Here is a 22,940-nt window from a genome sequence, read left to right on the forward strand (position 1 = left end):
GGAGAGAGCTTAGATGAAGATTTGTTTAGCTAGTTCTACTGGTGGGCACTTGGGTGAATTGAAGAAGATTATTCCAGCAGTTAATGAGCATAATTACTTTATTATTACAGAGCAAAGTGAGATGAGTCGGACTCTGAAAGACCAGGAAAGGGTCTATTTCTTGGCGCAGCAGGAAAGAAAAAATCTACTTCTCATCATCCATTTACTCCTTAATTTGTTGTTGTCCGTGTATATCTTAATGAAGGAGAGGCCAAAGGTCATTATAACTACCGGAGCGGGCGCTGTACTTGGACTCTGCTTGCTAGGGAAAATATTCGGGTCGAAAATTGTGTACATTGAAAGCTTTGCTAAAGTGTATACAGCGAGTGTAACCGGTAGGCTGATTTATCACATTGCAGATCAATTTTATATTCAATGGGAGCAATTGAGAGAAGTTTATCCGGATGGGACGTACAGGGGGAGCTTATAATGATCCTTATAACGGTAGGTACGCAGAGATTTCAATTCAATCGATTATTACGTTCCGTAGATCAATTAGTAGAAGAAGGCGTGCTGACAGATTCCGTTATCGCTCAGATCGGTTATTCGGATTATAAACCTAGACATTATATATATTCGGACTTTTACAAACTTGAAGATATAGATCAATTAACAAGAGAATGCGACGTATGCATTACGCATGGTGGAATCGGTTCTATTCTTAATGCGCTCAAATATGAGAAGAAAGTAATTGTCATGCCTAGAAAGCGAATATTGGGCGAACACGTAGATGATCATCAATCTGAAATTTCAGCTGCCTTTCAAGAAAAAGGGTACATTCAGGTCGCAGAAAGTGTGGATCAATTACGGTTTCTTATTTCGGGGATCGATGATCTCCCATTCAATACATACATACAAGAGGAATCCAACCTCCTTGACGCAATTAAGGCTTATATTCAAACCTTGGAATAGGAGGGAGCCAGATGAAATCTAAGATACTTGTCGTAGGTTCATCGTTAAAGGATATGGGTGGAATTGTTACGGTCATTAGAAACATGGAACAATCGAATCTCACGGAAAGCTACGAGCTAACTAGAGTGGAGACTTACATTACGGGGAGCGTCATGGCTCGATTATACATTTTTATAATAGGGCTGTTTCGCTACCTCTATCAGTTGTTATGGCATCGGCCAGATATCGTGCACATTCACATGTCCAATGGTGGAAGCTTTTACAGGAAATCCATTCTGGTGATGATTGGGAAAATAGTCAGAATGCCCATTATCCTGCATATACATGCAGCGAGTTTTGATGATTTTTACAATCACAATAGGTTTCAAAAGAGGTATTGTCAGTTCATCCTAAATCGTGTTGATTTAGTAGTGGTTTTATCGCAAGAATGGAAAAACTATTTCTCTACAATTGTCCCTAATCGAAAAATAGAGATTCTTTATAACGGAGTTTTTAAAATGGAGGAACACATTAGCCGGTCGAATTCGACACCAACTTGCCTTTTTCTGGGGAGATTAGGAGAGCGCAAAGGAACTTATGATCTGCTTCTAGCGATTAAAAACTTAAAAGAAAAAGGAGTTCAAAGTAAGTTTTTACTAGCTGGTGATGGGGAGATTACGGAAGTAAAACAGTTAATTAGAGAATATCATATCGAGGATAGGGTTGAAGTACTAGGTTGGATTAGCGTAGAAGATAAGGAAGAATTGCTAAGAAAAGTAGATATGCTAGTACTGCCCTCCTACAATGAAGGGTTGCCAATGGCCATCTTAGAAGCTATGAATTTTTCATTGCCGGTTATTTCAACTTACGTAGGAGGAATACCTGAGCTTATTAAACATGGGGAAAATGGTTATCTCATTGCGCCTGGTGACATCGAGGGGCTAATCCAATCCTTGGAGCTGCTCATTCATGACCAGAACACGATTGTTACCATGGGAGAGAAGAACAGGACATTAATTCATACTCAATTTGATATCAATATGTTGATGAACGAATTATCACACATGTATCAAAGACTCATTTTGAAATGACAAATAGCATCTAAAAGGAATGATTCATAATGAGCCTAACGATGAGATGTATCTTGTGCTTTTTCTTATTCATGTTTGCTCAGGATTTAATAACCATCCATATGAAGGGCAGGTTAGGCAGCTATTTATCTTACGTGGACGAATTCTTCATTATAGGAAGCATTGGTATCATCATGGTTAAATCCAATTTTAGAATGAAGAAAAGCACATTGATTTTGTCGCTAATCACGATCGGGGTTTTGTTTTTCGGGCTGCTATCAAGCGCCATTAATCAAGTGTCCATAAGTACGACATTAGCAGGTGGATTATTAACGATTAAAGGGTTTTTATTATTTTTTATTTTTAAAAATCTAACGATTAACGAAAATAACCTTCGGCATTTGATACGTTTTTTTAAGGTTCTTGGTGGCATGGCGGCTGTTTTTGCGCTTGTTGATTTCTTGTTTCATGAGCAGTTTCGAAATTTCCTACACACGAATAATCTTGTAGATGCGAGATCCAATTTAGTCAGTGTGCAATCCTTTTTTATTCATCCAGGCACCTATGGTTGGTTTATGGTCTTTGTAGGTTTGTACTATTTATCGAATTATCTCGTTCAGAAGCAAAAAAAATCACTCATCTTTACGATTGTTTTCTTTGCACTTGCTTTTCTTTCGCTGCGATTTAAGGTGTTGTTGGCGATAGTCGTAATCTTAACTTTAGTTGCCATGAAGAAGCGCATATACACGGCAGGACTTGCATGCGTAGCCATCCTCATCTATTTGTTTTTTGGAGACATGATACACAATCTGACTATATTAACCATTGATCGATACATTTCCGTAGATTATATGGACTCAGCTCGTAAGGCTTTGTATCACACAGGGTTAACAATTGGCCTTCATGATTTTCCGCTAGGGGAAGGATTCGGGAGATTTGGGAGTTGGATGGCCAGAGTCGATTACAGTCCTGTTTATTATGAATATGGTTTACAAAGCGTATACGGTTTGAGCCCTGATGATCCGAAGTGGGCAACCGATACGTACTGGCCATCGATTATTGGCGAGGTTGGCATCTTGGGAACCATTCTATTTATTTCTTTCTTTCTCTATGTCATGAGAGGGATTTATGTCAAATTACAAGATGCAAGAGTTAGCAAGAATGGGAAAGTATTTCTCCTCTTCTCGTTATTTATCATCATTCAGAGCTTGGTTGAATCGTTGGGGGAACAAATATTTAATGGATCTCCACAGTATATTTTTATTTTTGCGGTCATGGGCATGGCAGCCTCTCAAATAGAAAAAGGAGATCACTTACTAAGTAGCCATGGAAGCGTACAACTATATGCGAAAAGGAAGTATTCCTATGACTCGAGTCCTGTTTAAAACAGGGTTAGTCTTATTTTTGATCACAATCATAAGTAAGTTACTGGGATTTACAAGAGAGATACTAATTGCTAGAAATTACGGGACGTCTTCACTGGCAGATGCTTATTACGTTGCGTTAACGCCAACGATGTTGGCCATCACATTCTCCTTCACACTTAGCAGCGTGTTTCTTCCCTTATTTGTTAATTTCGCTTCGGATAAAAAAAAGTCAAATATATTTACGAACAATGTCTTATTCTTATTTTTTGCTATTTTTATTGTTGCCTATGCGTTTGTGATCGTGTTTACATATCATGTCATTCACATTCTTGCACCTGGATTAACAGAGGAAGCGGAACGGATGGCCGTAACGCTCGTGAGAATATTATTCCCTCTCGTATTTATTGTCATAGCTATTCAGATCTATACCTTAATGTTAAATACATTTCATGATTATATGGCTTCAGCAGCTAGCATCCTTCCCAATAACCTTATGATTATTGCCTATCTTTGGTTATTCGCGGATAAGTACGGTATTGTGGGTGTCGCTGTTACAACACTAGTCGCTTACCTTCTACAGCTTGTCATAATTTATTTATTACTTAAAGGTCATCAATATAAAGTTGTTAGAAATGTAGAGCTTTGGAATTCAAACTCCAAAAAATTTTTGCTATTGCTGTACCCAATCATGATTAGCTCTGGCTTCAATCAATGGAATTCTGTTGTGGACCGGATATTGGCTTCAGGCATTTCAGAGGGGGCTATTGCTGCACTGTCGTATGCCTTTAATTTAAGGGGGATAGCGACAGGCATTTGTATTACTCCCGTCATTACACTTACATTCCCCGAACTATCGCGGCTTTCGCATAACGAAGATTATGAAAAAGTGAGCACACTTACGCATAATAGTTTATTTGCACTATTCATCCTCCTCATGCCTTTAACCGTGATATTTATGTCATTTAGTCATATCATCGTTCAAACACTTTTAGAAAGAGGAAGTTTTGATGCGCAAGCCACAGCAATGACTTCTGCTATTTTTTGGGCTTATTCGATAGGGATTATTGCCATTGGGTTCAGAGAGGTCACATTGAGAGCTTTCTATAGTTTCGGAGATACGAAAACACCAACGTTTGTGATGATTACAGGCACATTGGTGAACATTGTTCTCAGTTATATTCTTGTGAAAAGCATGGGAGTTAGGGGGCTCGGATTATCAGCAAGCATTTCATTTATCCTCACAGCTGTTATAACCGCTATTTTACTCAAAAAGAAACAAGCTTCCGTATGGTCGAAAGATTTTATTCGAAAAATGATAAAACTAACCGTCGCTATGGGTGGATGCGGTTTAGCCATCTATTTTCTAAAGTTGGTTCCTTTGTTCGGAAGCTTAATCGCAGTGAACAGATATTACGCTGTACTTGGATTGAGTGTATACACGCTGTTGACCTACTTCATTTTTATTGTTCTATTACTCGCAATGAAGGAAGATGACCTTATCCTCTTCATGAAGAAGCTAATCTTTCGTAGAAAAAAGGAGATGAAGCTAGGATGAATATCTTAATTATTAATGCCCATTCCTCCAAGAATAAAGGAGATGCAGGCATTGTTCTTTCGATGATCGATGCTATCAAAAAACACAATATCGATTGCAGTATTCGCATTCATAGTAGATTCCCGGAGATTGACAATGAATTTTATGAAGAACAGGTTACTTCTTGTGTGGATAATGTTTCGATTGACCCCGATACTTCGAAAATAGAAAAGATTGGATCGGTATTGAGACTATTGCCTTATTTGAAGAATCTAAGAAAAATAAAATCCGATGATTATGAATGGGCGGATGTAGTAGTCAGTTGCGGAGGGGGATTTTTACTTTCACATCGATTTAGTGTAGCGCTTATGCAGCATTTGGTTCAAATTAAAACCGCTTTTAACTATGGCAAACCCGTTGTTATTTATTCGCAATCCATTGGGCCTTTTTATAATACCTATATGCAAAAGTTGGCAAAGGAGATTCTCGATCAGGTAGATCGCATTTTTCTGAGAGAAGCTGTTTCCAAACGGTGGCTTGAGAAAATCGGGTGTAGCAATGAGAACGTGGTATTAGTTCCTGACTCCGCTTTTTCTATGCAGGAAGTCATTTCTCCACGGATAGATAGCATGATGGAGGATATTAAGGAATTACATGATGGCCCCATTATCGGGTTCACGGTTAGGGACTGGAATTTTCCGGAGGTGAAGGATACGCACTTGTATAGATCCAAGTATATAGCAAGTATCCGATATGCGATTCAGCATATTCACCAGAACTATAAGGGGAAGGTATTGTTAATGCCGCAAGTGCTGGGGCCCAATGCCTTTAATGATGATAGGATTATCAGCAGAGAAGTGCTAGAAGGAATAGATACTCGACATGCTGAGTTATTGGCGTTTGATTTTCACCCTCGCGAATTGAAATACTTATATTCTAAAATGGATATGTTTGTTGGGACTAGAATGCATTCCAATATTTTTGCGCTGTCCAATCATATCCCCACTGTTGCCATCAATTACGAACACAAAACGAGAGGTATTATGGAGATGCTTGGTTTACATGATTATGTGGTGGATATCTCGGATATTGAACCCGACTCTTTCATACAGATGATCGACAATTGTTGGCTGAATAGGCAGGAATTAAGGGTTAAACTTGCGAAAGAAATTCCTTTTGTGGTGGAAGAAGCAGAGTTGCCGGCTCAAATTCTCAAAGTTCTATAAATGAGCTTAACCAAATGGATTTATAAGGGGGTGAGATGCCTTGATTACTTATCTAAGAGCTGACATTCATCGGTATGTAAAAGTAGGAAACCACGTTAGTTTATTATCCAAAATGAAAATGCTACTTCTGCATGAGCCCATGTGGTATCTCGTCATCTATCGGGCAGGGAGTTATGTGAAAGATCATGTTAGGATACCAGTTATTAAACAATTGTTATATATCATCCTATTTATCCTCCATAAATTCGTTTCAATCGTGATGGGCATTCAAATTCCGCTCGGAACCAAAATTGGCAAAGGGGTCTATTTGCCTCATTATGGCACGATCGTGGTTCATCGGGATACCATCATTGGTGAGAACTGCAATATTGGACAAGGCGTTACGATCGGGATTGCCGGCAGAGGGGAGAAGAAGGGGGTTCCACAAATCGGAAATAAGGTATATATCGCACCTGGCGCCAAAATTATCGGGAAGATAATAATAGGTAATAATGTGATGATTGGTGCGAATTCGGTCGTAACGAAAGATGTGCCAGATAACGCTGTTGTTGCAGGTGTGCCAGCCAAAATTATTAGTTACAAGGGATGGGAATAGACGCCTTTATGAATCAAAAAACGCCCTCTTGATAATAAGAGGGCGTTTTTTCTACTAACTTAATAAATGCTTGTACGCGCTGTAATCAATCTTTTGCTTTTCGAGAAAGCTCGTTAAGCTCCGATAATCCCGCTTAGGCGTTGCAAGTATGTAACCTTCGATACAGTGATCTCTTGTGACCTCATTTGCATTGGCCTCTAGGGCAACTTGACCGATACGCGCGGCGATGGAATGCTTGGCAATATCACGGAACGCCGTCGGGACAGGTGATACTAATTGATCGAGAAATGCTTTGGAGTCCGCTGTCCATAGATGTCGAGAAGTGTCTACGTAATGATTCTGCCAATCGAGTTTGGACTTGCCGTCCTCTTTGGGAAGGACCTTAATAAACTTGCGGAACATGAAGAACCCGCCGATGGACATGAATGCAAGCAACACGCATACCCAGAAAATAATGAAATACATAAAGAAATCGTTCGCCATTTATTTGTCACCTCACTAATTGTCTTCAATAAAGATAGTAAGAATTATACCTTATTTCTAGATTTCTTGCGACAATACGAGTAAAATAGGAGGGTAGCAGCTACTAATAAAGGAGTTATGGACTATGCCGAAAATTGGATCACACGTTTCGTTCTCAGATAAAGGCTTACTCAATGCAGCAGAAGAAGCCGTTTCCTACGGATCATCCACGTTTATGATATACACGGGAGCACCGCAAAATACGCGTCGTAAACCGATTGAAGAGCAGTATATTGAAGAAGGCAAAGCTGTGATGGACAAGCATGCGATGAATGAAATCGTCGTTCATGCACCTTACATTATCAACTTGGGCTCTTATAAGGAAGATACTTTCGAGCTTGCCGTACGTTTCCTTCAGGAAGAAATCCGCCGGACGGATTACATTGGCGTTCGCAATATCGTGCTTCATCCAGGTGCTTATACGGACAAAGATGCAGACTATGGGATTGCCAGAATTGCAGATGGCCTGAATGAAGTGCTTGCTGGGGTCAAAGATACGAACGTTAACATTGCGCTGGAAACGATGGCTGGCAAAGGAACCGAAATCGGTCGCAGCTTTGAAGAAATCGCGGAAATCATGGAGCGCGTGGAGTTCAACAATAAGTTGACGGTCTGTATGGACACTTGCCATATTCATGATGCGGGGTATGACATCGTGAACGATTTGGACGGCGTTCTGCACCATTTCGATCGCACGATTGGGCTTGAGAAACTTGGGGTCATTCATTTGAATGACAGTAAGAATCCACGCGGAGCGAGCAAGGATCGCCACGCACCGCTAGGTTCAGGTTGGATTGGCTTCCAAGCGATGAACAATATTGCGAACCATGAGAAGCTGCAGCATTTGCCGATGATCCTAGAGACGCCTTGGATTGGCAAAGAAGACAAGACACAACGTCCGATGTACGAAGCGGAAATTGCGTTGCTTTCCGGTAACTTAAGTGGTCGTTTTGGCGGCGAGTTCCTGGACCAAGTGGAGCGCATTGACTACTTGATGAACAAGAAAGATATTCACTACCGTGACTTCGTTCTTAAAACATGGGAATTGCTCAAAAATGATGCAAAAGCGAAGAAAGCGGATGGACGCGAGCCGCTGGAGCGTTTATATGATATTCTTCATGAGGAACGCCTTTTCGCAGATCTTAGCGAAGAACAAATCAATCAACGATTGATTGTTTGGCTTGCTGGAAATGACATCTTGAAGAGGGCTTAAGCTTCACAGAGACAGATATCGCTAGGGGGATACACATGGAAGCGGGAACTACGAATAGCTCCAATCGCCGGGAGAGCGATTTGGTGAATAGAGCAAGAATGCTAATATCTTGTCCGGATCAGCCGGGTATTGTAGCAGCCGTATCGCAATTTTTATTTGAATACGGTGCGAACATTGTGCAATCGGATCAGTACACGATGGATCCAGAGGGTGGGATGTTCTTCATCCGAATTGAATTTGATTTAACAGAATTGGCGAATCGCGTAGAGACATTAAGAGCGGATTTCTCCACCGTTGCTGAGAAGTTCTCGATGGACTGGAGCCTTGCCCTGGCAAGTCAGAAGAAGCGAATTGCGATTTTCGTTTCGAAGGAAGACCATGCCTTGCTCGAACTGTTATGGCATTGGCGTGCAGGGGATCTCAACGCGGATATCGCGATGGTGATCTCGAACCATAATGATATGCGCTCACTGGTGGAGCCATTCGGGATTCCGTTTCATCATATTCCGGTTACCGCGGCTACGAAAGCAGAGGCCGAACAGCGCCAGCTTGAAGTCATTGGTGATGGCGTCGATGCGATTGTACTTGCTCGCTATATGCAGATCGTTTCCCCTTCATTTATCCAAAATTACGCAAATCGCATCATCAATATTCATCACTCCTTCTTACCTGCTTTTGTAGGCGGTAAGCCTTATGCGCAAGCGCATAACCGCGGAGTCAAGATTATTGGTGCGACAGCGCATTATGTGACGGACGAGCTAGACGCTGGACCGATTATTGAACAGGATGTTCAGCGGGTAAGTCACCGAGATAATGTCGAGGATTTGAAAAGAATCGGTCGTCACATCGAACGAATCGTTCTTGCACGTGCAGTAGCTTGGCATGTTGAGGATCGGATTATCGTCCACAATAATAAAACGGTTGTTTTTAACTAAAAGTCAGGTTGTACCCATTTATGGGTACAGCCTATTTATATATAGGTTAAAACTCTAAGCCTTTTAACGGGTTATTGTGGCAAAGCCTTAAAGCAAATGGTACAATAATGCAAGCGAGAAAAGTCACTTGTATGTACAAGTTTAATGACGCCGAAAATACAGAAATAATGGAGGGAATTCTCGAATGACTGCAACGACAAAAACAATTGAACAATTAGCCGTCGACACGATCCGTACACTTGGTATAGACGCTGTTGAGAAAGCCAAATCAGGTCACCCAGGTATGGTAATGGGAGCTGCCCCAATGGCTTACGTGCTGTGGAAACAGCATATGAAACACAATCCATCGAATCCTAAATGGGTCAACCGTGACCGTTTCGTTCTATCTGCAGGACACGGATCCATGCTTCTATACAGCTTGCTTCACCTATGTGGCTATGATCTGCCAATGGAAGAGATCAAGAACTTCCGTCAATGGGGAAGCAAAACCCCTGGTCACCCAGAGTACGGTCACACAGCAGGTGTTGATGCAACGACAGGTCCACTTGGACAAGGTGTTGGTATGGCTGTCGGTATGGCGATGGCTGAAGCTCACTTGAGAGAGACTTACAACAAAGAAAACTTCCCAGTTATCGACCATTACACGTACGCAATTTGCGGCGATGGCGATATGATGGAAGGCGTTTCCTCTGAAGCAGTATCCCTTGCAGCTCATTTGAAATTGGGCAAATTGATCATGATGTACGATTCTAACGATATTTCGCTTGATGGCGAATTGAATATGGCGTTTTCAGAAAACGTGCAAGCACGTTTCGAAGCATACGGCTGGCAAGTTATTCGCGTTGAAGAGCAGAATGATCTTGCTGCAATCTCCAAAGCAATTGCAGAAGCGAAAGCTGATACAACTCGTCCTACATTGATTGAAGTGAAAACGACAATCGGTTTCGGTTCCCCGAACAAAGGTGGTAAAGGTGGTCACGTTGGACCTCACGGATCCCCACTTGGCGGCGACGAAGTGAAATTGACGAAACAAGCATACGGCTGGCCAGAAGAACCGGATTTCTACGTTCCGGATGAAGTTCGCGCACACTATGCGGAGATTCAAAAAGAAGGTACTGCAGCTGAAGAAGCTTGGAGCAACCTGTTGAACGATTACGTTAAAGCTTATCCAGAGCTTGGCAACCAATTCAACGCTGCTGTGAATGGCGAATTGCCAGCTGGTTGGGATGCTGAACTTCCTACGTACACGACAGAAGACAAGCCTATGGCTACACGTGTTGCTTCCGGTAATGCGATCAATGCTGTTGCAGGCAAATTGCCGCAATTGATTGGTGGTTCCGCGGATCTAGCGAGCTCCAACAACACGATGATCAAAGGCGAATCCAACTACAGCGCTAGCAACTATGCTGGACGCAATGTATGGTTCGGTGTTCGTGAGTTCGGTATGGGTACAGCGATGAACGGTATGGCGCTTCACGGTGGAGTTAAAGTATACGGAGCAACATTCTTCGTATTCTCGGATTACCTGCGTGCATCCATTCGTCTTGCAGCTTTGATGCAATTGCCAGTGATCTACGTGCTAACGCATGACAGTATCGCTGTTGGTGAAGATGGACCGACGCATGAGCCGATCGAACAACTTCCGGCACTTCGCGTAATTCCAGGCATCACAGTTATCCGTCCTGCTGATGGTAACGAAACATCCGAAGCTTGGCGCTATGCGATCTCCGAAGCGAAAGGTCCAGTTGCGCTTGTCTTGACTCGTCAAAACCTGCCGATCCTTCCAGGTACGGTTGAAGGAGCTAAAGCGAACCTAAGCAAAGGCGGATACGTGGTATCCGATGCTGCAAACGGTCAACCAGATGCACAAATCCTAGCAACAGGTTCCGAAGTTCAACTGGCTGTCGCGGCGCAAAAATTGCTGCAAGCCGAGGGCATCAACGTCCGCGTTGTCAGCCTACCGAGCTTGGAGTTGTTCGAGAAGCAATCCAAAGAATACAAAGATTCCGTTATCTTACCAGGCGTGAAGAAGCGTCTTGCTGTTGAGATGGCGTACCCACTTGGCTGGGAGCGTTACACAGGCGACGAAGGTTCAATCCTTGGAATTTCCACTTTCGGAGCATCCGCACCAGGGGATACAGTTCTTAGAGAATACGGCTTCTCACCAGAGAACGTTGCAGCACGCGTAAAAGCTTTGTTAGGTTAATATAATGGCAGGGGCTCAGCTTGTCTGGGCCTCAGCTTGCATGTATTCATAGCCATTTTAGAGGGGGAACTTTTAATCATGTCTAGCTTTGAAAATGTAACTGTACTTACGAAAGCCAATGTTTATTTCGATGGCAAAGTAACAAGCCGCACTGTGCAATTTGCAGACGGCACGAAGAAAACACTAGGCATCTTGCTTCCAGGTGAATATGAATTCGGAACAGATGTGAAAGAAATCATGGAAATCCAAGCTGGTGAGCTGAACGTATTGCTACCAGGCAGCAGCGAATGGATCACAATCAGCGGTCAAGGTGAGTTCACTGTCCCAGCTAACGCGAAATTCAAGCTTGAAGTGAAAACAGTGAGCGACTATATTTGTTCGTATATCGCTGAGTAATCACGCGGGGCGTCTAACGTTTTAAAGCAAAAAACCATACATCGGAATTGAACGATATGTTCAATGGATGTATGGTTTTTTTTCAACATATTAGCAAGTATGAGTTTCCGGGTACCTCCGTCGTCCGACGGGCGTTAGCGCACAAATATTGTGCGCAAGGGAGGTACCTCCGTCGTCCGACGGGCGCTAGCGCACAAATATTGTGCGCAAGAGGGTACCTCCGTCGTCCGACGGGCGCTAGCGCACAAATATTGTGCGCAAGGGAGGTACCTCCGTCGTCCGACGGGCGCTAGCGCACAAATATTGTGTGCAAGTGAGGTATCTCCGTCGTCAGGCGGGGGCTAGCGCACAAATATTGTGCGCAAGGGAGGTACCTCCGTCGTCCGATGGGTGCTAGCGCACAAATATTGTGCGCAAGGGGTGTACCTCCGTCGTCCGACGGATGCTAGCGCACAGTATGCGATAAAGAAAGGACCTGAGGCAGAGCTACAGGTCCTTTCTCATTTGGAAGACCAGCTATATAGGGATCGGATCTCCATCTGCAGAACTTCTTCGATGTCGGTCATGCGAATCCATAACTTCTGAATTGAAGGGTGCTCTTGGCGTAGAAGCTGATGTCGTTGTTTGATTCCAGAGAGGCTGATGCCAATAGAAGCAGGGCGTGCAGGATTGACGATGAGGTCTTCAAGCAGCACGGTGATTCCGGCCTCTAAATCGAGGATTTCTTCGAAATGAAGCTGCTGAAAGGGAGCACGAATGGGAATATAAAGGGTGGACTTGCTAAAGTCTAACTCGTTAGGCTGAAAATGCAGCGCCATGAGTAGTGGTTGTATACGCTCTTCATGAAAGTCATAATAGACGGCTAGCTTGGTGATCTGCCATTCCCCCTTTTCGCTTTAAATACTCTAGTTTGTTCATGATGGCGCGAGTTGCATCAGACCAATTGGCTGAATCGTACGTCCTCACTTGACTCTGTGTAAATTGATGGTATTCATGATCCAGAATCCCTTGCAAGACGCGCCGCTGGATTTGTTCGATCCGTTCATTGGCTAGTCGATAGGTAACCTGGAACTCTTCAGAAAGAAAGGCGACCATTTCGTTCTTTTGTTCAGGCAGCGATAGTTTCTTCAGCATGGATATGGGAATAGCCGCGTAGAGTTGGAACGCTGATGCATCCTGCTCTTGCCAATCGACATAGCGATCAGGCATCACCATCTGGTTGCCGGAATGGCGAAGCACATGACATAGCTCATGCAGGAAGTCTTCCCACTGTTCTTTGACGGATAAGCGGCGGTCAACATTGATGCTGAATAGGCCGTTTTTTTCGATGGCCATGCTGTTCATATCCATCGTATAAACCCAAATTTGCAGTTTAGCAGCTAAGTTTGTCATACTCAGGTGAGCTGGTGATGTGATGTCAAGTTGATTATATAAAGCCTCTACCCACTGTTCAAGAGAGGTTGGTTGGTAATGAGTGAACAGGTGAATACACCTCGCTTTTTTTGGAAAATAGAATATATGTTCGCTTGTTTGGGTTAAAGAAAAGCCCATATGGGCTTGGCTTCATGAATTACTGCTTGCTGTCAGGTGTTCGGTTCTGTTGCTGCTCTTTGATGAAGTTCCAGAAACGAAGCATCTCGTCGCGGCGCTCTTTAGGGGCATTCTTGAAGTCTTTAAAAAATAAGCTCACATCAGGGTCATCGACTTCGTCAAGACCGTCTCCAGATAAGCTATCGAGTGACTCCTCTTCCGTTGGAGCAAATCCAGCAAGCAGCAGAAGCTCGTCCTTCTCAGCTATTCGAAGCGCATCCGCTAAGGCAATAACCGTTTCCCTTGAGGGATTGAAGCGGTTATTTTCTATGGAGTTAATAAATGAATAACTAACACCGGACCGTTCGCCAAGCTCTCTGAGGGAATAATTATTCATCTTTCGCAGATCCCGGATTCGGATGCCAAATTGCACCATATCTTTCATCGTTTGATCACCTGATTCTATTGTAAATGGTGAGCGGTACAAAAAACAAGGGGAGATCATCAAAAAGTTTTGAATGTCAAAACTTTTTGTGTTGAAATTTTAAACAAGACAACGTATGATGTGTTTAGAATTTCAAAACGACAAATTTTAGGAGATGACCAAGGGATGGTAGAACGTATTTTAAATATAGAGCAAGAACAGATTGATCGCCGAGCAACACGCAAAAGGGTGGAAGGTGTGCTTGAAGCCGTGCGTAAGTATCGAACAATAGGCTGTTTGCGAAGAGAAAATGGATCCATTTCGAGTAGGAATGAGTTGTTCAAAGTGGCGGAGCATGGGGCTGCTTACCCTATGAGTTCAGAGGATCACTTGTTAGGTGAGTGCGGTGAAGTTGAGCAAGCGATCTATGGGCTGGACGAACAGGAGCAGGAAATTATCCGGGAACGGTATCTAAAAAGGGACAAGACATTCGATTTTCTGTTGTTTCATGAGCTTAATTTGAGTGAGCGAACGTATCGACGGATAAAGGCTAGAGCAATTGAGAAGCTAGCTTACATGCTGCGGTTGGAAGTGAAGCTACAAAAGGGTGACTGAGAATTGGCCGTTTATTGGCAGTTCGCCTAAAATATGGCATGTTAAGATCGGTGTGTAGCCAAGCAAGGGAGGCGATGTTGCCAAGCAGATGCACAAGAAACCGTTCCGGCGGAGGTGTAAGGAGTGAAGATATGTTTTGAAAAGAAAAAAATGTTTTGAATTTCAAAACAAATATAAACCTGGAAAGGAGGTGAGAGAAGTGAATGATGAATTTGGCGCATCAACTAGCCCTATTTCTCCAGTCGAAAGCTGAAGGAACTGTCGGGACGGACCTCTTCATTGACAGTGTGCCGACAACACCAGATGAAGCAATCTGGTTTACCCATATCGGTGGTAGTGCAGAGTTCAAGCTGGATGGGCCAGATAGCTGGCGGAAGGTAAGCTTGCAAGTCAGGAGCGTGACAGCGGAAGGAGCACATGAGCGAATATGGCGCGTGATTACGAAGCTGCTTGAACCAGATAGCGGCATCATCGAGGTCGATGATAAGTTGTACACGGTACAAATTACGTCTTTGCCCGCTTTGCAAGATAGGGATGCAACAGGCAAATACCTCCTGAAATCTAGCATGATCTTTCGGCAAGTACTGCCCGTTGTAGAGTCGTGGTTAGATGCACTATCCCTTTTCACGGAAACCGCACTCGGACCGTCATGGTTGGTATATCGAGGATTCAATGGCACATGTCGACCTGCCGTTTCTTGGCAGTGTACGAGCTGCCAGAGTGCGTCAACGTCCCAAGGTATGGCTAAGCTTACCAAACAATTCGTTGGACAAATTGCTGCAAGCTCGGCAAGCGAGTATCAGTTAGCTGCTCAAACGTTATTAGTTGGGCTGGCCGAACAAGTTAAATTGCCGGTCGAAGGTGCGGATGGCAGATGGTTGACAGTCGTTAATTCAAATATTGCGATGCGTTCAGGAGATTTATCTACAGGTTTGCTGACGGTTACTTTAACTGGCGTCGTTACGGCTCCCCAAAGTGTGTTCCCACTGATAGAAGCTCTACACACAGAAACACAAATTCATATCTGAGGTGATTATTTTGAAACAGAGTACAAGTACTGCAAAGAATCAAACAGAAGAAAACACAGCGGAAGCTGTGAGTTACGCAAAGGAAGAGCTAATCAGCCATTCACAGGTGCTGTTCGCTTGCCCGTCGGAAGTGCTCATTGGGGCATTGCACGGTAAGACGGAAACAGCCTTCACAATTGCTGAAGCGAAACAATTCATTCAAAACTTTTTACAAAGGAAGGTGCAGGAATAATGGCGGGTGGAACTTGGAGTGGGACGGATCGTCCGGTATTGCCGGGCTTTTATATGAATTTTGAGGCGGCTGCATTAAGCGCGATTGAGCCTGGCAGCCAAGGGACAGTAATCGTTCCAGTGAAGGCGAATTGGGGAGTTGTGCGGCAGTTTGTGGAAATTACGAGCGAGCAGGGCATCTACGATAATTTCGGTTTGGATCAAAGTGGTGCGGCGACAGCTCCAGCTGTGCTTAAACTGGCTTTGCTGGGTAAGCCGAAGAAGGTGTTGGCGTATCGCATCGCTGATGCAACAGTGGCTAAAGCGAGTGTAACACTGAAAGATTCGGCATCAGCGAATGTGCTGAAGCTCGATGCGAAATATGAAGGAACACGAGGAAATAGCTTCTCTGTTATTGTACAAACGAACGCCGTGGACTCCGCGAAAAAGGATCTAAAACTGCTCGAAGGCACAGCAGTGCTGCGCACATTTACTTTCTCAGGCACTACGATTCAAGCTGCTGCTGATGCGATTAATCAAGATACCAGTAACACTTGGTTGACGGCAACTGTGCTTGCTCCAGGTAATGGCACTCTAGCTGCTGTCGCAGGCAGCGCGCTTGTGGGAGGGAATTCCGGTGTTAGCGGCATTGCCGCAACCGATTATGTAAATGCTTTGAGTGCAATGGAAACGAAGGAGTTTCACGTGCTGGCGCTGGATGGCGTTACAGATACGAGCATTCAAGCGTCTGTCGTCGCTTGGACAGCGAGATTGCGCAGCGAAGGCAAAGGGATTGTGACCGTGCTCGGTGGTTCATCCGCCGACGATACGGCGGCAGATAGCATCAGCCGAGCTGCGACGAGGAGTGCGTTATACAATCACGAAGCGATTGTGAATGTTGGAACAGGAGCAGTCCTAGCGGGCACGAGCTACAGCTCGGCATATATTTCCGCGTATGTGGCGGGCCTCATCGCGGGTCAGAAGCTAAGCGAATCGACGACTTACGCGGTCTCGCCATTCAGTGATGTGACGCGCCGCTCTACTCGGAGCGAGCAAGAAAGTGCCGTAAAGAATGGCGTGTTCCTGCTGGTTCACGACGGCCAGAAAGTGAAGGTACTTCGCGGTATGAACGCTCTAATCTCTATGCGCCAAGGCCAGAACGCGGCTTGGAAGAAAATCCGTACAATTCGCGTCATGGACACGATCAATAACGATTTGCTGCGTACAGCGGAAGATAACTACATCGGGAAAGTGAACAACACAGAAGAGGGCCGTCTCGCGCTCGTGGAAGCAGCCAAGCAATATATGCAGGCACTGGCGCAAGCTGGCGTCATTGAAACACAGGGCTTCGATGTGTATCTGAACCCTGCCTATTACGGCCAAGGATCTGTACTCACACCTGCCCCTGACCAAGTGTACATCAAGTGGGAAGCGCAATTGACGGATGTCATGGAACAAATTTTCGGAACATTTATCGTAAATTAAGGGAGGCATAATAATGAGTTTAGATGCGAGTAGAGTTATTTTAGGCACATATGGAAGTGTATTTATTGGTGGTGTTTGGCAAACGAATTTCAACCATCTAGAAGCAAATGTTGAGGTTCAAAAGAAAGAGCTTAACCTAGCTGGTGATCCGTGGGTTCGCCATAAGAAAGGTGCTATGAAAGGGACGGGTACACTTAGCGGTTTCAAAGTAACAAGCGATATGATTGCTCGTGGATTCGATAAATTTAGTCTTGTTTCCAAACTTGGTGATCCGGATGCCTATGGCTTTGAGCGGATTACGCTGAACAATGTGATGCTGGACAAGCTTCAACTAGCGAACTGGACAGCTGGTGAGGAAGTGAAAGAAGAAGTTTCGTTTACGTTCGAAGGCTACACATTGAATGACCCCATTAAGGCGATTTAACCTGACTTAACCATTTTAAAGGAGGACATACCTAATGTTGACTGATGAACAAATTTTGCAAAAACTGCTTGAAGCGGATCAATTGCCAGAAAAGACGTTAACCCTTTCCCGGGTTGGCGTCCCCATTATTCTGCGTGGATTAACAGGTAAACAAGTGTTTGCACTGCGTGAGCGCTGCACGGAAAGATCGGATCGCCGAGGCGTCCAAACCGATCGGCTCGACGAAGAGCAGTTCAATGTCGCACTCATTGCAGCCGCAACTGTGTCCCCCAATTGGGGGGACTCCCGGTTGCTGACGAAGTATCAAGCTAGCTCTGGCGAGGAAGTGATCAAGCGAATTTTGCTTGCTGGCGAGCTGTCAGCGCTGGGGGACGAAGTACTTGATCTGAGCGGCTTCAACACAACGCTGGATGAAGTAAAAAACTAATTGCCTCCGGGGGGCTCCCGGCGATGCTCCATGCGATGTGGACGCGTCATCATTTGCGCCCCGGAGCATTCTGGAAGCTGCCTCGCGGGGAGCAGCTATTCCTGCTGGCCAGCTTGGAACTTGAGCTGGAGCAGGAACAAGCGCTGCAGCGAGAGCGTGAACGCGCAAGGAGGTGAGAGCCATGAATGACATGGCGATGGCAGGCAATTTAGCAAGAGTGACAGCTGCGCAAGATGGATTGCGAAGAGCTGTGGATCGGACTAGTTCAGCTGTAGGGCGGCTGTCAGGTTTATTTGATAAGGCTGGGGAAGCTGGTGCAAGACTCAGTCAAGTGACAGCGAGACCGACGATTGCGGTGCGGGATTATTTTTCCTTTGTGATTGACCGGCTGCTGCTGCAGCTGGCGGATTTGGGTCACACGAAAGTCGATGTGAAGCTGATCATCAACGATCAGGTGATTGGTGCAGCGAAACAGCTGCGGCAATTGCTGCAAGGGCTTGGCGGCACGTTATCTGTAGGCATACAGGGCGGCGGGGGATCGGCAGTAGCGAAAGCATCTGCCTCAGCTTCCGTGTCGATGGTTACTGTGAAGTCAGCGCCTGAGAAGAAAAGTCCGATCGATGTTTGGATTGACCGCTTAGCTAGAATAGGTGAGGCGCTGAAGCTATTTGGCGAAGCTTTTAAAGGTTTCGGTGATGGATTCAAAGGTATAAGTGAAGGACTTCAAGGGATAGGCGATGCTTTCAAAGGCATAGGTGCAGGCATAGGCGATGGAATTAAAAGCATCGGCGCAGGCATAGGTGACGGACTCAAAAATATCGGCGCGGGATTTAGCGGCATCGGTGACGGAATTGGCAGCATAGGCGACGGATTCAAAGGAATAGGCGCAGGAATTGGCAGTATCGGCGACGGAATCAAAGGAATAGGCGCAGGAATTGGCAGCATAGGCGACGGATTCAAAGGAATAGGCGCAGGAATTGGCAGCATAGGCGACGGATTCAAAGGAATAGGCGCAGGAATTGGCAGCATCGGAGATGGAATTAAAGGAATAGGTGCGGGAATTGGCAGCATCCGTGACGGACTCAAAGGAATAGGCGCGGGAATTGGCAGTATCGGCGATGGAATCAAAAGCATCGGCACAGGCATAGGTGATGGACTCAAAAATATCGGCGATGGAATTGTTAGCATCGGTGCCGGAATTACAAGCATCGGTGACGGAATCAAAGGAATAGGTACGGGATTAAGTAGCATTGGCGACGGAATCAAGGGGATAGGCGATGGGATTAGAAACTTCGGCGACGGAATCAAAGCAGTAGGCGAGGGATGTAAAAGCTTCGTTGAAAGTTTCAAATCGATCCCGCAAAGTTTGAATTCAATTTTCAAGTCTATTTCAGAGAGCTTCAAATCAGTTGCAACTAGCGTTAAAACGATGGTCGAAAGCATTAAATCTTTGAAGGGGCTATCCTCGGGAAAAGGCAAGCTCGAAGGGAACGGTACGAAATGCTGCCCGAATGCGAGTTCGAAGACGAAATCTAATGCAGGCAAGAAAACGGAGTCCAACACGGGTACGACAACCAATTTGCAATCCGATCGTACACAACCAGTAGGTAACAGGAGGACGAGACCCATTGCTGCAGAGGTTACGCAAGATGATAGTAATTCAGGGAGAGTCGCTGTACAGGGACAACCTGACGGACATCCACCGTCTTCCACAAAGGGACGACTGTCCAAACTGCTTAAAGGTGGCTCCAAGCTGCTGAAAGGAGCGGGCAGAGTGGCAGCACCGCTTGGCATTGGAATGGCAGCTGTGGATGTACTTACTTCCGAGAACAAAGCGGGAGCGGCGATTCAAGCAGGCGCAGGTGCGGGTGGCGCTGCGCTAGGTGCTGCGCTGGGCTCGGTCGTTTTGCCGGGATTAGGAACGGCATTAGGTGGAATGGTGGGAGGATGGCTTGGGGATAAAGCAGGATCATTTATTGCGAATAAATGGTTTTCAGGGAAAAAGAAGCCTGTGGAGGAAACAGAGTCCAAAACCTCGCTAGTACCTCAGGGGCGCGAGTCCTTGGCAGCTGATCCCGCTCAAGCTGTTTCTGCGATGAAGTCTTCGGCAACGCAAACTGCCCCTCCGAACCAGTATGAAGTCAAAGTGGATGGCGTAGCGGTTCATTTTCCGAAAGAGGAAGTTGATAAGGAGAAGCTAGCTTTCACGATCGGGCATCAAATTGTGTCGCAAATGAACGCAGCCATGCAAAACCGCTCAGTGAACGGGGGCAGCGCTAATGCTTAATCAAGCTATGGATTTTACACTAGAAGATCCGAACAGTTTGTTGCTACACTTCCCCGTCAATCCGACAGAAGTGAACATTCGCCGAGACAAAAGCTTTGAAACGATTACGCTTATTAGTGGAGGCGAACTGGATGTGCCGCAAGGTGTGAAGGTGAAGGAAATTGCCTTCTCTTCCTTTTTTCCAGCGCAATATGACGCTAGTTACTGTAAGTACCAGCCGTTGCCCAATCCGCAAACAGCGATGAACCAGCTGAATACATGGATGGAAAGTCGTGAGCCGCTCCGCCTGAGAATTACGGGGACGGATGTGAATGTGCTTGTCATGCTTTCGGCGCATAACAGCAGTTTCAAAGGCGGTGAGCCTGGAGATGTGTATTTCGATGTGACTTTTCGTACTTGGCAGGACTATAAAGTGAGGACACTGGCGGAGCGCATAGGCACTTCTGTCGGAGAGGCACGGCCTGATATTAAACCTGTATCTGCTACATACACGGTCAAGTCGGGGGATTCTCTTTGGGCGATTGCGAAAATGAATCTCGGTTCCGGCAACCGTTGGCGGGAAATTTATGATATGAATCGTGAATTAATCGGTGATAATTCCGATGTTATCCAGGTCGGACAAGAGCTGGTGATGCCCTAATGGCGGCCTGGGTTAGTGGATCTTATGATATTTGGCTGGATGAGCAATATGCTTTGCGGGATTTGATATATGAAATGACGCTGGAGGAATCGCTCGACGAAATTTCCTATCGGGCGCAAGCGACGATCGTGGTGACGTCGGATTTTCCGGGGATGAAGCCGGGTCAAGGTGTTCGTGTGATTGGCACGCCTTTTGGCGGGACAGAGCCAGTGGATCTACTGCATCCAGCTGTTGTGTGGCAGTGCGAAAACAGTTATGAACGGATGGATCGGCTAACGGTAACGATGTATGATTGTACGATTTATTTGGCCAAATCGGAAGATGAGTATGTATTTTCGGGCGGAATGACGGCGAATGAGCGCATACGCAGGTATGCAGAGGATTGGAACATCCCTCTTGGCCATTTGCCGGATACAGGTGTCAAGCTTGTCAAAGCGATGTACCGCTCCGACACAATGTACGCGATGATGATGAAGGATCTCAAAGAAACGGCCAAGAAAGGCGGCCCGATGTACCGTCCGCGCATGACAATCAATGGGTTGGAGCTTGTGGAAATAGGCAGTAATGCAACCGTATGGTCTTTGGAGCCGAGTGAGAATGTGATGAACATTATGCAAAAGAGGACACTCGAAGGGGCCGTGACTAAGGTGAAGGTGCTCGGCACGAAATCAGCAGGAGATGGCGAAGCAGCGCAGGTGTTGGCTGTAGAAGAAGGGGAGATTGCGGAGTTAGGCACGCTGCAAAAAATTGTCCAAGACAGCAGTTTCCAATCCGTTTCCGAAGCCAAAGAGGCTGCGCATGCCCTGCTCTCGGGTATGCAGGAGACGATCAGTGTCACATCGCTGGATATTAACACCATTCGCGCCGGAGATAAAGTAGATTTGGCGGGAAGCGGGATGGAGCTCATTGCGATGTCGGTCAGACACGAGTTGGGTGACCCTGGCAAAATGGTGCTGGAACTAGGCAGTCCCGAGCTCGTCAGAAGGAGGTATTACATGAATGAATCCGTATAACAAGCTGGCTTCACTTTTGGATAGTCGGATGTCAGGGCATGCCGCTTCCGCGGTTTCCGGTTTGCCTGCGGAACTAGGTACGATGACGGCTGGTGGGCTGAAGTTGGATCGTTTTAAACATGAAATTGCTGATTACTATGTGGCCGATTGGATGGCTAAGCTACATTTTCCTAATTTTTCCCTGACGGGCACGGTTTCGGGTTTGAACAGCGGCGGAGTTCCCGTATCGGGGCAAGGCACATTTGCTTTTGCAGAGTCAGGCGTCGAGGATGTACGGATGGAGTTTCAGCATGGTTTGAAGCCTGGGGACCGCGTGCTCGCGATTCCGATCGATGACGGCAACGATGCCGTAATTCTGTGTAAGGTGGTGAAATAGATGCCGAATTTATTTCCGTTAGTGGGCGCGATTTCTGGGACAGGGGTTGGAGTTGGAACAAGAACAGAGGCATTTTTGGCAGCTGGCAAAAAGGGGGCGATCCCCTTCGGACGCAGTCCGAAGTTTGACCATTCCGCGGGCGAGTTTGTAACAACCCCGACTGGTAAAATCGCGGAATGCGTGAGCACCGACGCATGGCTCGAATGGTGCCAAAAGGCGCTGCGTTCGCGGCGCTACACACATCTGGTGTATTCCCGGGCATACGGCCAGGAGTACGATGATTTGATTGCCCGGCATTTGTCGCGTCAAGCGAATGAAATGGAGATTTTGCGTATTACGACGGAGACCTTGAAGGTCGACCCGCGTACAGCGGACGTTCGCCATTTTACATTTGAATGGGAAAAAGATCGGTGTTCGTTTCAATGTGAAATCGTGAACGTGCGAGGCGAGCAAAAAAACTTAAAAGGAAGTGTGGTGATCAGTTAAT

The 22,940-nt window shown here is 45.7% G+C and carries 27 protein-coding genes; 23 read left to right on the plus strand and 4 right to left on the minus strand.

What is annotated here, in order from left to right; translation table 11 throughout:
* The first annotated feature begins 13 nt into the window (after window positions 1-13).
* The 7 genes from pssD (at window position 14) to HQN88_RS16120 (ending at window position 6,722) form a co-directional block, all read left to right on the plus strand.
* Entirely contained in the window at window positions 14-469 is a 456-nt protein-coding gene (pssD, locus tag HQN88_RS16090; protein WP_173113833.1) for a PssD/Cps14F family polysaccharide biosynthesis glycosyltransferase, read from the plus strand.
* Complete coding sequence (gene pssE, locus HQN88_RS16095; RefSeq protein ID WP_173113835.1) at window positions 469-951, plus strand: PssE/Cps14G family polysaccharide biosynthesis glycosyltransferase; 483 nt, start codon at window positions 469-471, stop codon at window positions 949-951. Before pssD ends, pssE begins: the two co-directional genes overlap by 1 nt.
* Window positions 952-962: 11 nt before the next feature.
* Window positions 963-2,021: a glycosyltransferase family 4 protein gene (locus tag HQN88_RS16100; RefSeq protein ID WP_173113838.1), complete on the plus strand. Its 1,059-nt coding sequence runs from the start codon at window positions 963-965 to the stop codon at window positions 2,019-2,021.
* Between the two features lie 173 nt (window positions 2,022-2,194).
* On the plus strand, window positions 2,195-3,385 hold the full coding sequence (locus HQN88_RS16105) for a hypothetical protein (RefSeq protein ID WP_173113841.1): 1,191 nt from the start codon (window positions 2,195-2,197) through the stop codon (window positions 3,383-3,385).
* Window positions 3,366-4,922, plus strand: a complete 1,557-nt coding sequence (gene murJ, locus HQN88_RS16110; protein ID WP_173113844.1) for a murein biosynthesis integral membrane protein MurJ — start codon at window positions 3,366-3,368, stop codon at window positions 4,920-4,922. The genes HQN88_RS16105 and murJ overlap by 20 nt, the downstream gene beginning before the upstream one ends.
* The gene (locus HQN88_RS16115) at window positions 4,919-6,127 is read left to right on the plus strand and encodes a polysaccharide pyruvyl transferase family protein (RefSeq protein ID WP_173113847.1); all 1,209 of its coding nucleotides are present in this window, start codon (window positions 4,919-4,921) and stop codon (window positions 6,125-6,127) included. The genes murJ and HQN88_RS16115 overlap by 4 nt, the downstream gene beginning before the upstream one ends.
* A 40-nt stretch (window positions 6,128-6,167) precedes the next feature.
* Window positions 6,168-6,722, plus strand: a complete 555-nt coding sequence (locus tag HQN88_RS16120; RefSeq protein ID WP_246320270.1) for a serine O-acetyltransferase — start codon at window positions 6,168-6,170, stop codon at window positions 6,720-6,722.
* Between the two features lie 54 nt (window positions 6,723-6,776).
* Here the strand turns inward: HQN88_RS16120 and HQN88_RS16125 are convergent, their stop codons facing one another.
* On the minus strand, window positions 6,777-7,205 hold the full coding sequence (locus HQN88_RS16125; RefSeq protein ID WP_173113850.1) for a DUF2621 domain-containing protein: 429 nt from the start codon (window positions 7,203-7,205) through the stop codon (window positions 6,777-6,779).
* 124 nt (window positions 7,206-7,329) lie between these two features.
* On the opposite strand from HQN88_RS16125, the gene HQN88_RS16130 reads away from it, so the two are divergent.
* The 4 genes from HQN88_RS16130 to ppnP all read left to right on the plus strand — a co-directional run bounded on the left by HQN88_RS16130 (window position 7,330) and on the right by ppnP (window position 11,994).
* Window positions 7,330-8,457 carry a deoxyribonuclease IV gene (locus HQN88_RS16130; protein ID WP_173113853.1) on the plus strand — a complete coding sequence of 376 codons (1,128 nt, stop codon included), beginning with the start codon at window positions 7,330-7,332 and terminating at the stop codon, window positions 8,455-8,457.
* A 35-nt stretch (window positions 8,458-8,492) separates the two neighbouring features.
* Complete coding sequence (gene purU, locus HQN88_RS16135) at window positions 8,493-9,392, plus strand: formyltetrahydrofolate deformylase (RefSeq protein WP_173113856.1); 900 nt, start codon at window positions 8,493-8,495, stop codon at window positions 9,390-9,392.
* Between the two features lie 184 nt (window positions 9,393-9,576).
* Window positions 9,577-11,598 (plus strand): transketolase, encoded by a 2,022-nt coding sequence (gene tkt, locus HQN88_RS16140; protein WP_173113859.1) that lies wholly within the window; start codon window positions 9,577-9,579, stop codon window positions 11,596-11,598.
* Between the two features lie 78 nt (window positions 11,599-11,676).
* Complete coding sequence (gene ppnP / locus HQN88_RS16145) at window positions 11,677-11,994, plus strand: pyrimidine/purine nucleoside phosphorylase (RefSeq protein ID WP_173113861.1); 318 nt, start codon at window positions 11,677-11,679, stop codon at window positions 11,992-11,994.
* Between the two features lie 500 nt (window positions 11,995-12,494).
* Here the strand turns inward: ppnP and HQN88_RS16150 are convergent, their stop codons facing one another.
* The 3 genes from HQN88_RS16150 to HQN88_RS16160 all read right to left on the minus strand — a co-directional run bounded on the left by HQN88_RS16150 (window position 12,495) and on the right by HQN88_RS16160 (window position 13,969).
* Window positions 12,495-12,689, minus strand: a complete 195-nt coding sequence (locus tag HQN88_RS16150) for a hypothetical protein (RefSeq protein WP_173113864.1) — start codon at window positions 12,687-12,689, stop codon at window positions 12,495-12,497.
* A 154-nt stretch (window positions 12,690-12,843) separates the two neighbouring features.
* Window positions 12,844-13,545 (minus strand): ImmA/IrrE family metallo-endopeptidase, encoded by a 702-nt coding sequence (locus HQN88_RS16155; RefSeq protein WP_337995156.1) that lies wholly within the window; start codon window positions 13,543-13,545, stop codon window positions 12,844-12,846.
* 19 nt (window positions 13,546-13,564) lie between these two features.
* Complete coding sequence (locus tag HQN88_RS16160) at window positions 13,565-13,969, minus strand: helix-turn-helix domain-containing protein (RefSeq protein WP_173113870.1); 405 nt, start codon at window positions 13,967-13,969, stop codon at window positions 13,565-13,567.
* 165 nt (window positions 13,970-14,134) lie between these two features.
* Between HQN88_RS16160 and HQN88_RS16165 the strand changes: the two genes are divergently transcribed.
* The 12 genes from HQN88_RS16165 to HQN88_RS16220 all read left to right on the plus strand — a co-directional run bounded on the left by HQN88_RS16165 (window position 14,135) and on the right by HQN88_RS16220 (window position 22,939).
* Window positions 14,135-14,563: an ArpU family phage packaging/lysis transcriptional regulator gene (locus HQN88_RS16165; RefSeq protein ID WP_173113873.1), complete on the plus strand. Its 429-nt coding sequence runs from the start codon at window positions 14,135-14,137 to the stop codon at window positions 14,561-14,563.
* A 203-nt stretch (window positions 14,564-14,766) separates the two neighbouring features.
* Complete coding sequence (locus HQN88_RS16170; protein WP_173113876.1) at window positions 14,767-15,591, plus strand: minor capsid protein; 825 nt, start codon at window positions 14,767-14,769, stop codon at window positions 15,589-15,591.
* Window positions 15,592-15,601: 10 nt separating this feature from the next.
* On the plus strand, window positions 15,602-15,823 hold the full coding sequence (locus HQN88_RS16175; RefSeq protein WP_173113148.1) for a YqzN/YkzM domain-containing protein: 222 nt from the start codon (window positions 15,602-15,604) through the stop codon (window positions 15,821-15,823).
* Complete coding sequence (locus tag HQN88_RS16180) at window positions 15,823-17,286, plus strand: phage tail sheath subtilisin-like domain-containing protein (RefSeq protein ID WP_173113879.1); 1,464 nt, start codon at window positions 15,823-15,825, stop codon at window positions 17,284-17,286. Before HQN88_RS16175 ends, HQN88_RS16180 begins: the two co-directional genes overlap by 1 nt.
* A 13-nt stretch (window positions 17,287-17,299) precedes the next feature.
* Complete coding sequence (locus tag HQN88_RS16185) at window positions 17,300-17,710, plus strand: phage tail tube protein (protein ID WP_173113883.1); 411 nt, start codon at window positions 17,300-17,302, stop codon at window positions 17,708-17,710.
* 34 nt (window positions 17,711-17,744) lie between these two features.
* The gene (locus HQN88_RS16190) at window positions 17,745-18,137 is read left to right on the plus strand and encodes a phage tail assembly chaperone (RefSeq protein ID WP_065857630.1); all 393 of its coding nucleotides are present in this window, start codon (window positions 17,745-17,747) and stop codon (window positions 18,135-18,137) included.
* 23 nt (window positions 18,138-18,160) lie between these two features.
* On the plus strand, window positions 18,161-18,313 hold the full coding sequence (locus HQN88_RS16195) for a hypothetical protein (RefSeq protein ID WP_173113888.1): 153 nt from the start codon (window positions 18,161-18,163) through the stop codon (window positions 18,311-18,313).
* Between the two features lie 5 nt (window positions 18,314-18,318).
* Entirely contained in the window at window positions 18,319-20,424 is a 2,106-nt protein-coding gene (locus tag HQN88_RS16200; RefSeq protein ID WP_173113891.1) for a hypothetical protein, read from the plus strand.
* 7 nt (window positions 20,425-20,431) lie between these two features.
* A complete protein-coding gene (locus tag HQN88_RS16205; RefSeq protein ID WP_173114051.1) occupies window positions 20,432-21,064 on the plus strand; it encodes a LysM peptidoglycan-binding domain-containing protein in 633 nt (210 codons plus the stop codon).
* A complete protein-coding gene (locus HQN88_RS16210) occupies window positions 21,064-22,077 on the plus strand; it encodes an XkdQ/YqbQ family protein (protein ID WP_173113894.1) in 1,014 nt (337 codons plus the stop codon). Before HQN88_RS16205 ends, HQN88_RS16210 begins: the two co-directional genes overlap by 1 nt.
* Window positions 22,064-22,453 carry a hypothetical protein gene (locus HQN88_RS16215; RefSeq protein WP_173113897.1) on the plus strand — a complete coding sequence of 130 codons (390 nt, stop codon included), beginning with the start codon at window positions 22,064-22,066 and terminating at the stop codon, window positions 22,451-22,453. The genes HQN88_RS16210 and HQN88_RS16215 overlap by 14 nt, the downstream gene beginning before the upstream one ends.
* Window positions 22,454-22,939 carry a DUF2634 domain-containing protein gene (locus HQN88_RS16220; RefSeq protein ID WP_173113901.1) on the plus strand — a complete coding sequence of 162 codons (486 nt, stop codon included), beginning with the start codon at window positions 22,454-22,456 and terminating at the stop codon, window positions 22,937-22,939.
* The last annotated feature ends 1 nt before the right edge of the window (window position 22,940 follow it).

It is taken from the genome of Paenibacillus qinlingensis, from assembly GCF_013204845.1.
In the GTDB taxonomy this organism is placed as follows: Bacteria; Bacillota; Bacilli; order Paenibacillales; family NBRC-103111; genus Paenibacillus_E; species Paenibacillus_E qinlingensis.

What these genes read in the sequence shown, in the direction of transcription:
- pssD (WP_173113833.1), top strand. Translation starts at nt 14, where the DNA reads ATGAAGATTTGTTTAGCTAGTTCTACTGGTGGGCACTTGGGTGAATTG.
- pssE (WP_173113835.1), top strand. Translation starts at nt 469, where the DNA reads ATGATCCTTATAACGGTAGGTACGCAGAGATTTCAATTCAATCGATTA.
- HQN88_RS16100 (WP_173113838.1), top strand. Translation starts at nt 963, where the DNA reads ATGAAATCTAAGATACTTGTCGTAGGTTCATCGTTAAAGGATATGGGT.
- HQN88_RS16105 (WP_173113841.1), top strand. Translation starts at nt 2,195, where the DNA reads ATGGTTAAATCCAATTTTAGAATGAAGAAAAGCACATTGATTTTGTCG.
- murJ (WP_173113844.1), top strand. Translation starts at nt 3,366, where the DNA reads ATGACTCGAGTCCTGTTTAAAACAGGGTTAGTCTTATTTTTGATCACA.
- HQN88_RS16115 (WP_173113847.1), top strand. Translation starts at nt 4,919, where the DNA reads ATGAATATCTTAATTATTAATGCCCATTCCTCCAAGAATAAAGGAGAT.
- HQN88_RS16125 (WP_173113850.1), bottom strand. Translation starts at nt 7,205, where the DNA reads ATGGCGAACGATTTCTTTATGTATTTCATTATTTTCTGGGTATGCGTG.
- HQN88_RS16130 (WP_173113853.1), top strand. Translation starts at nt 7,330, where the DNA reads ATGCCGAAAATTGGATCACACGTTTCGTTCTCAGATAAAGGCTTACTC.
- purU (WP_173113856.1), top strand. Translation starts at nt 8,493, where the DNA reads ATGGAAGCGGGAACTACGAATAGCTCCAATCGCCGGGAGAGCGATTTG.
- tkt (WP_173113859.1), top strand. Translation starts at nt 9,577, where the DNA reads ATGACTGCAACGACAAAAACAATTGAACAATTAGCCGTCGACACGATC.
- ppnP (WP_173113861.1), top strand. Translation starts at nt 11,677, where the DNA reads ATGTCTAGCTTTGAAAATGTAACTGTACTTACGAAAGCCAATGTTTAT.
- HQN88_RS16155 (WP_337995156.1), bottom strand. Translation starts at nt 13,545, where the DNA reads ATGGGCTTTTCTTTAACCCAAACAAGCGAACATATATTCTATTTTCCA.
- HQN88_RS16160 (WP_173113870.1), bottom strand. Translation starts at nt 13,969, where the DNA reads ATGAAAGATATGGTGCAATTTGGCATCCGAATCCGGGATCTGCGAAAG.
- HQN88_RS16165 (WP_173113873.1), top strand. Translation starts at nt 14,135, where the DNA reads ATGGTAGAACGTATTTTAAATATAGAGCAAGAACAGATTGATCGCCGA.
- HQN88_RS16170 (WP_173113876.1), top strand. Translation starts at nt 14,767, where the DNA reads ATGATGAATTTGGCGCATCAACTAGCCCTATTTCTCCAGTCGAAAGCT.
- HQN88_RS16180 (WP_173113879.1), top strand. Translation starts at nt 15,823, where the DNA reads ATGGCGGGTGGAACTTGGAGTGGGACGGATCGTCCGGTATTGCCGGGC.
- HQN88_RS16185 (WP_173113883.1), top strand. Translation starts at nt 17,300, where the DNA reads ATGAGTTTAGATGCGAGTAGAGTTATTTTAGGCACATATGGAAGTGTA.
- HQN88_RS16190 (WP_065857630.1), top strand. Translation starts at nt 17,745, where the DNA reads ATGTTGACTGATGAACAAATTTTGCAAAAACTGCTTGAAGCGGATCAA.
- HQN88_RS16195 (WP_173113888.1), top strand. Translation starts at nt 18,161, where the DNA reads ATGCTCCATGCGATGTGGACGCGTCATCATTTGCGCCCCGGAGCATTC.
- HQN88_RS16200 (WP_173113891.1), top strand. Translation starts at nt 18,319, where the DNA reads ATGAATGACATGGCGATGGCAGGCAATTTAGCAAGAGTGACAGCTGCG.
- HQN88_RS16205 (WP_173114051.1), top strand. Translation starts at nt 20,432, where the DNA reads ATGGATTTTACACTAGAAGATCCGAACAGTTTGTTGCTACACTTCCCC.
- HQN88_RS16210 (WP_173113894.1), top strand. Translation starts at nt 21,064, where the DNA reads ATGGCGGCCTGGGTTAGTGGATCTTATGATATTTGGCTGGATGAGCAA.
- HQN88_RS16215 (WP_173113897.1), top strand. Translation starts at nt 22,064, where the DNA reads ATGAATCCGTATAACAAGCTGGCTTCACTTTTGGATAGTCGGATGTCA.
- HQN88_RS16220 (WP_173113901.1), top strand. Translation starts at nt 22,454, where the DNA reads ATGCCGAATTTATTTCCGTTAGTGGGCGCGATTTCTGGGACAGGGGTT.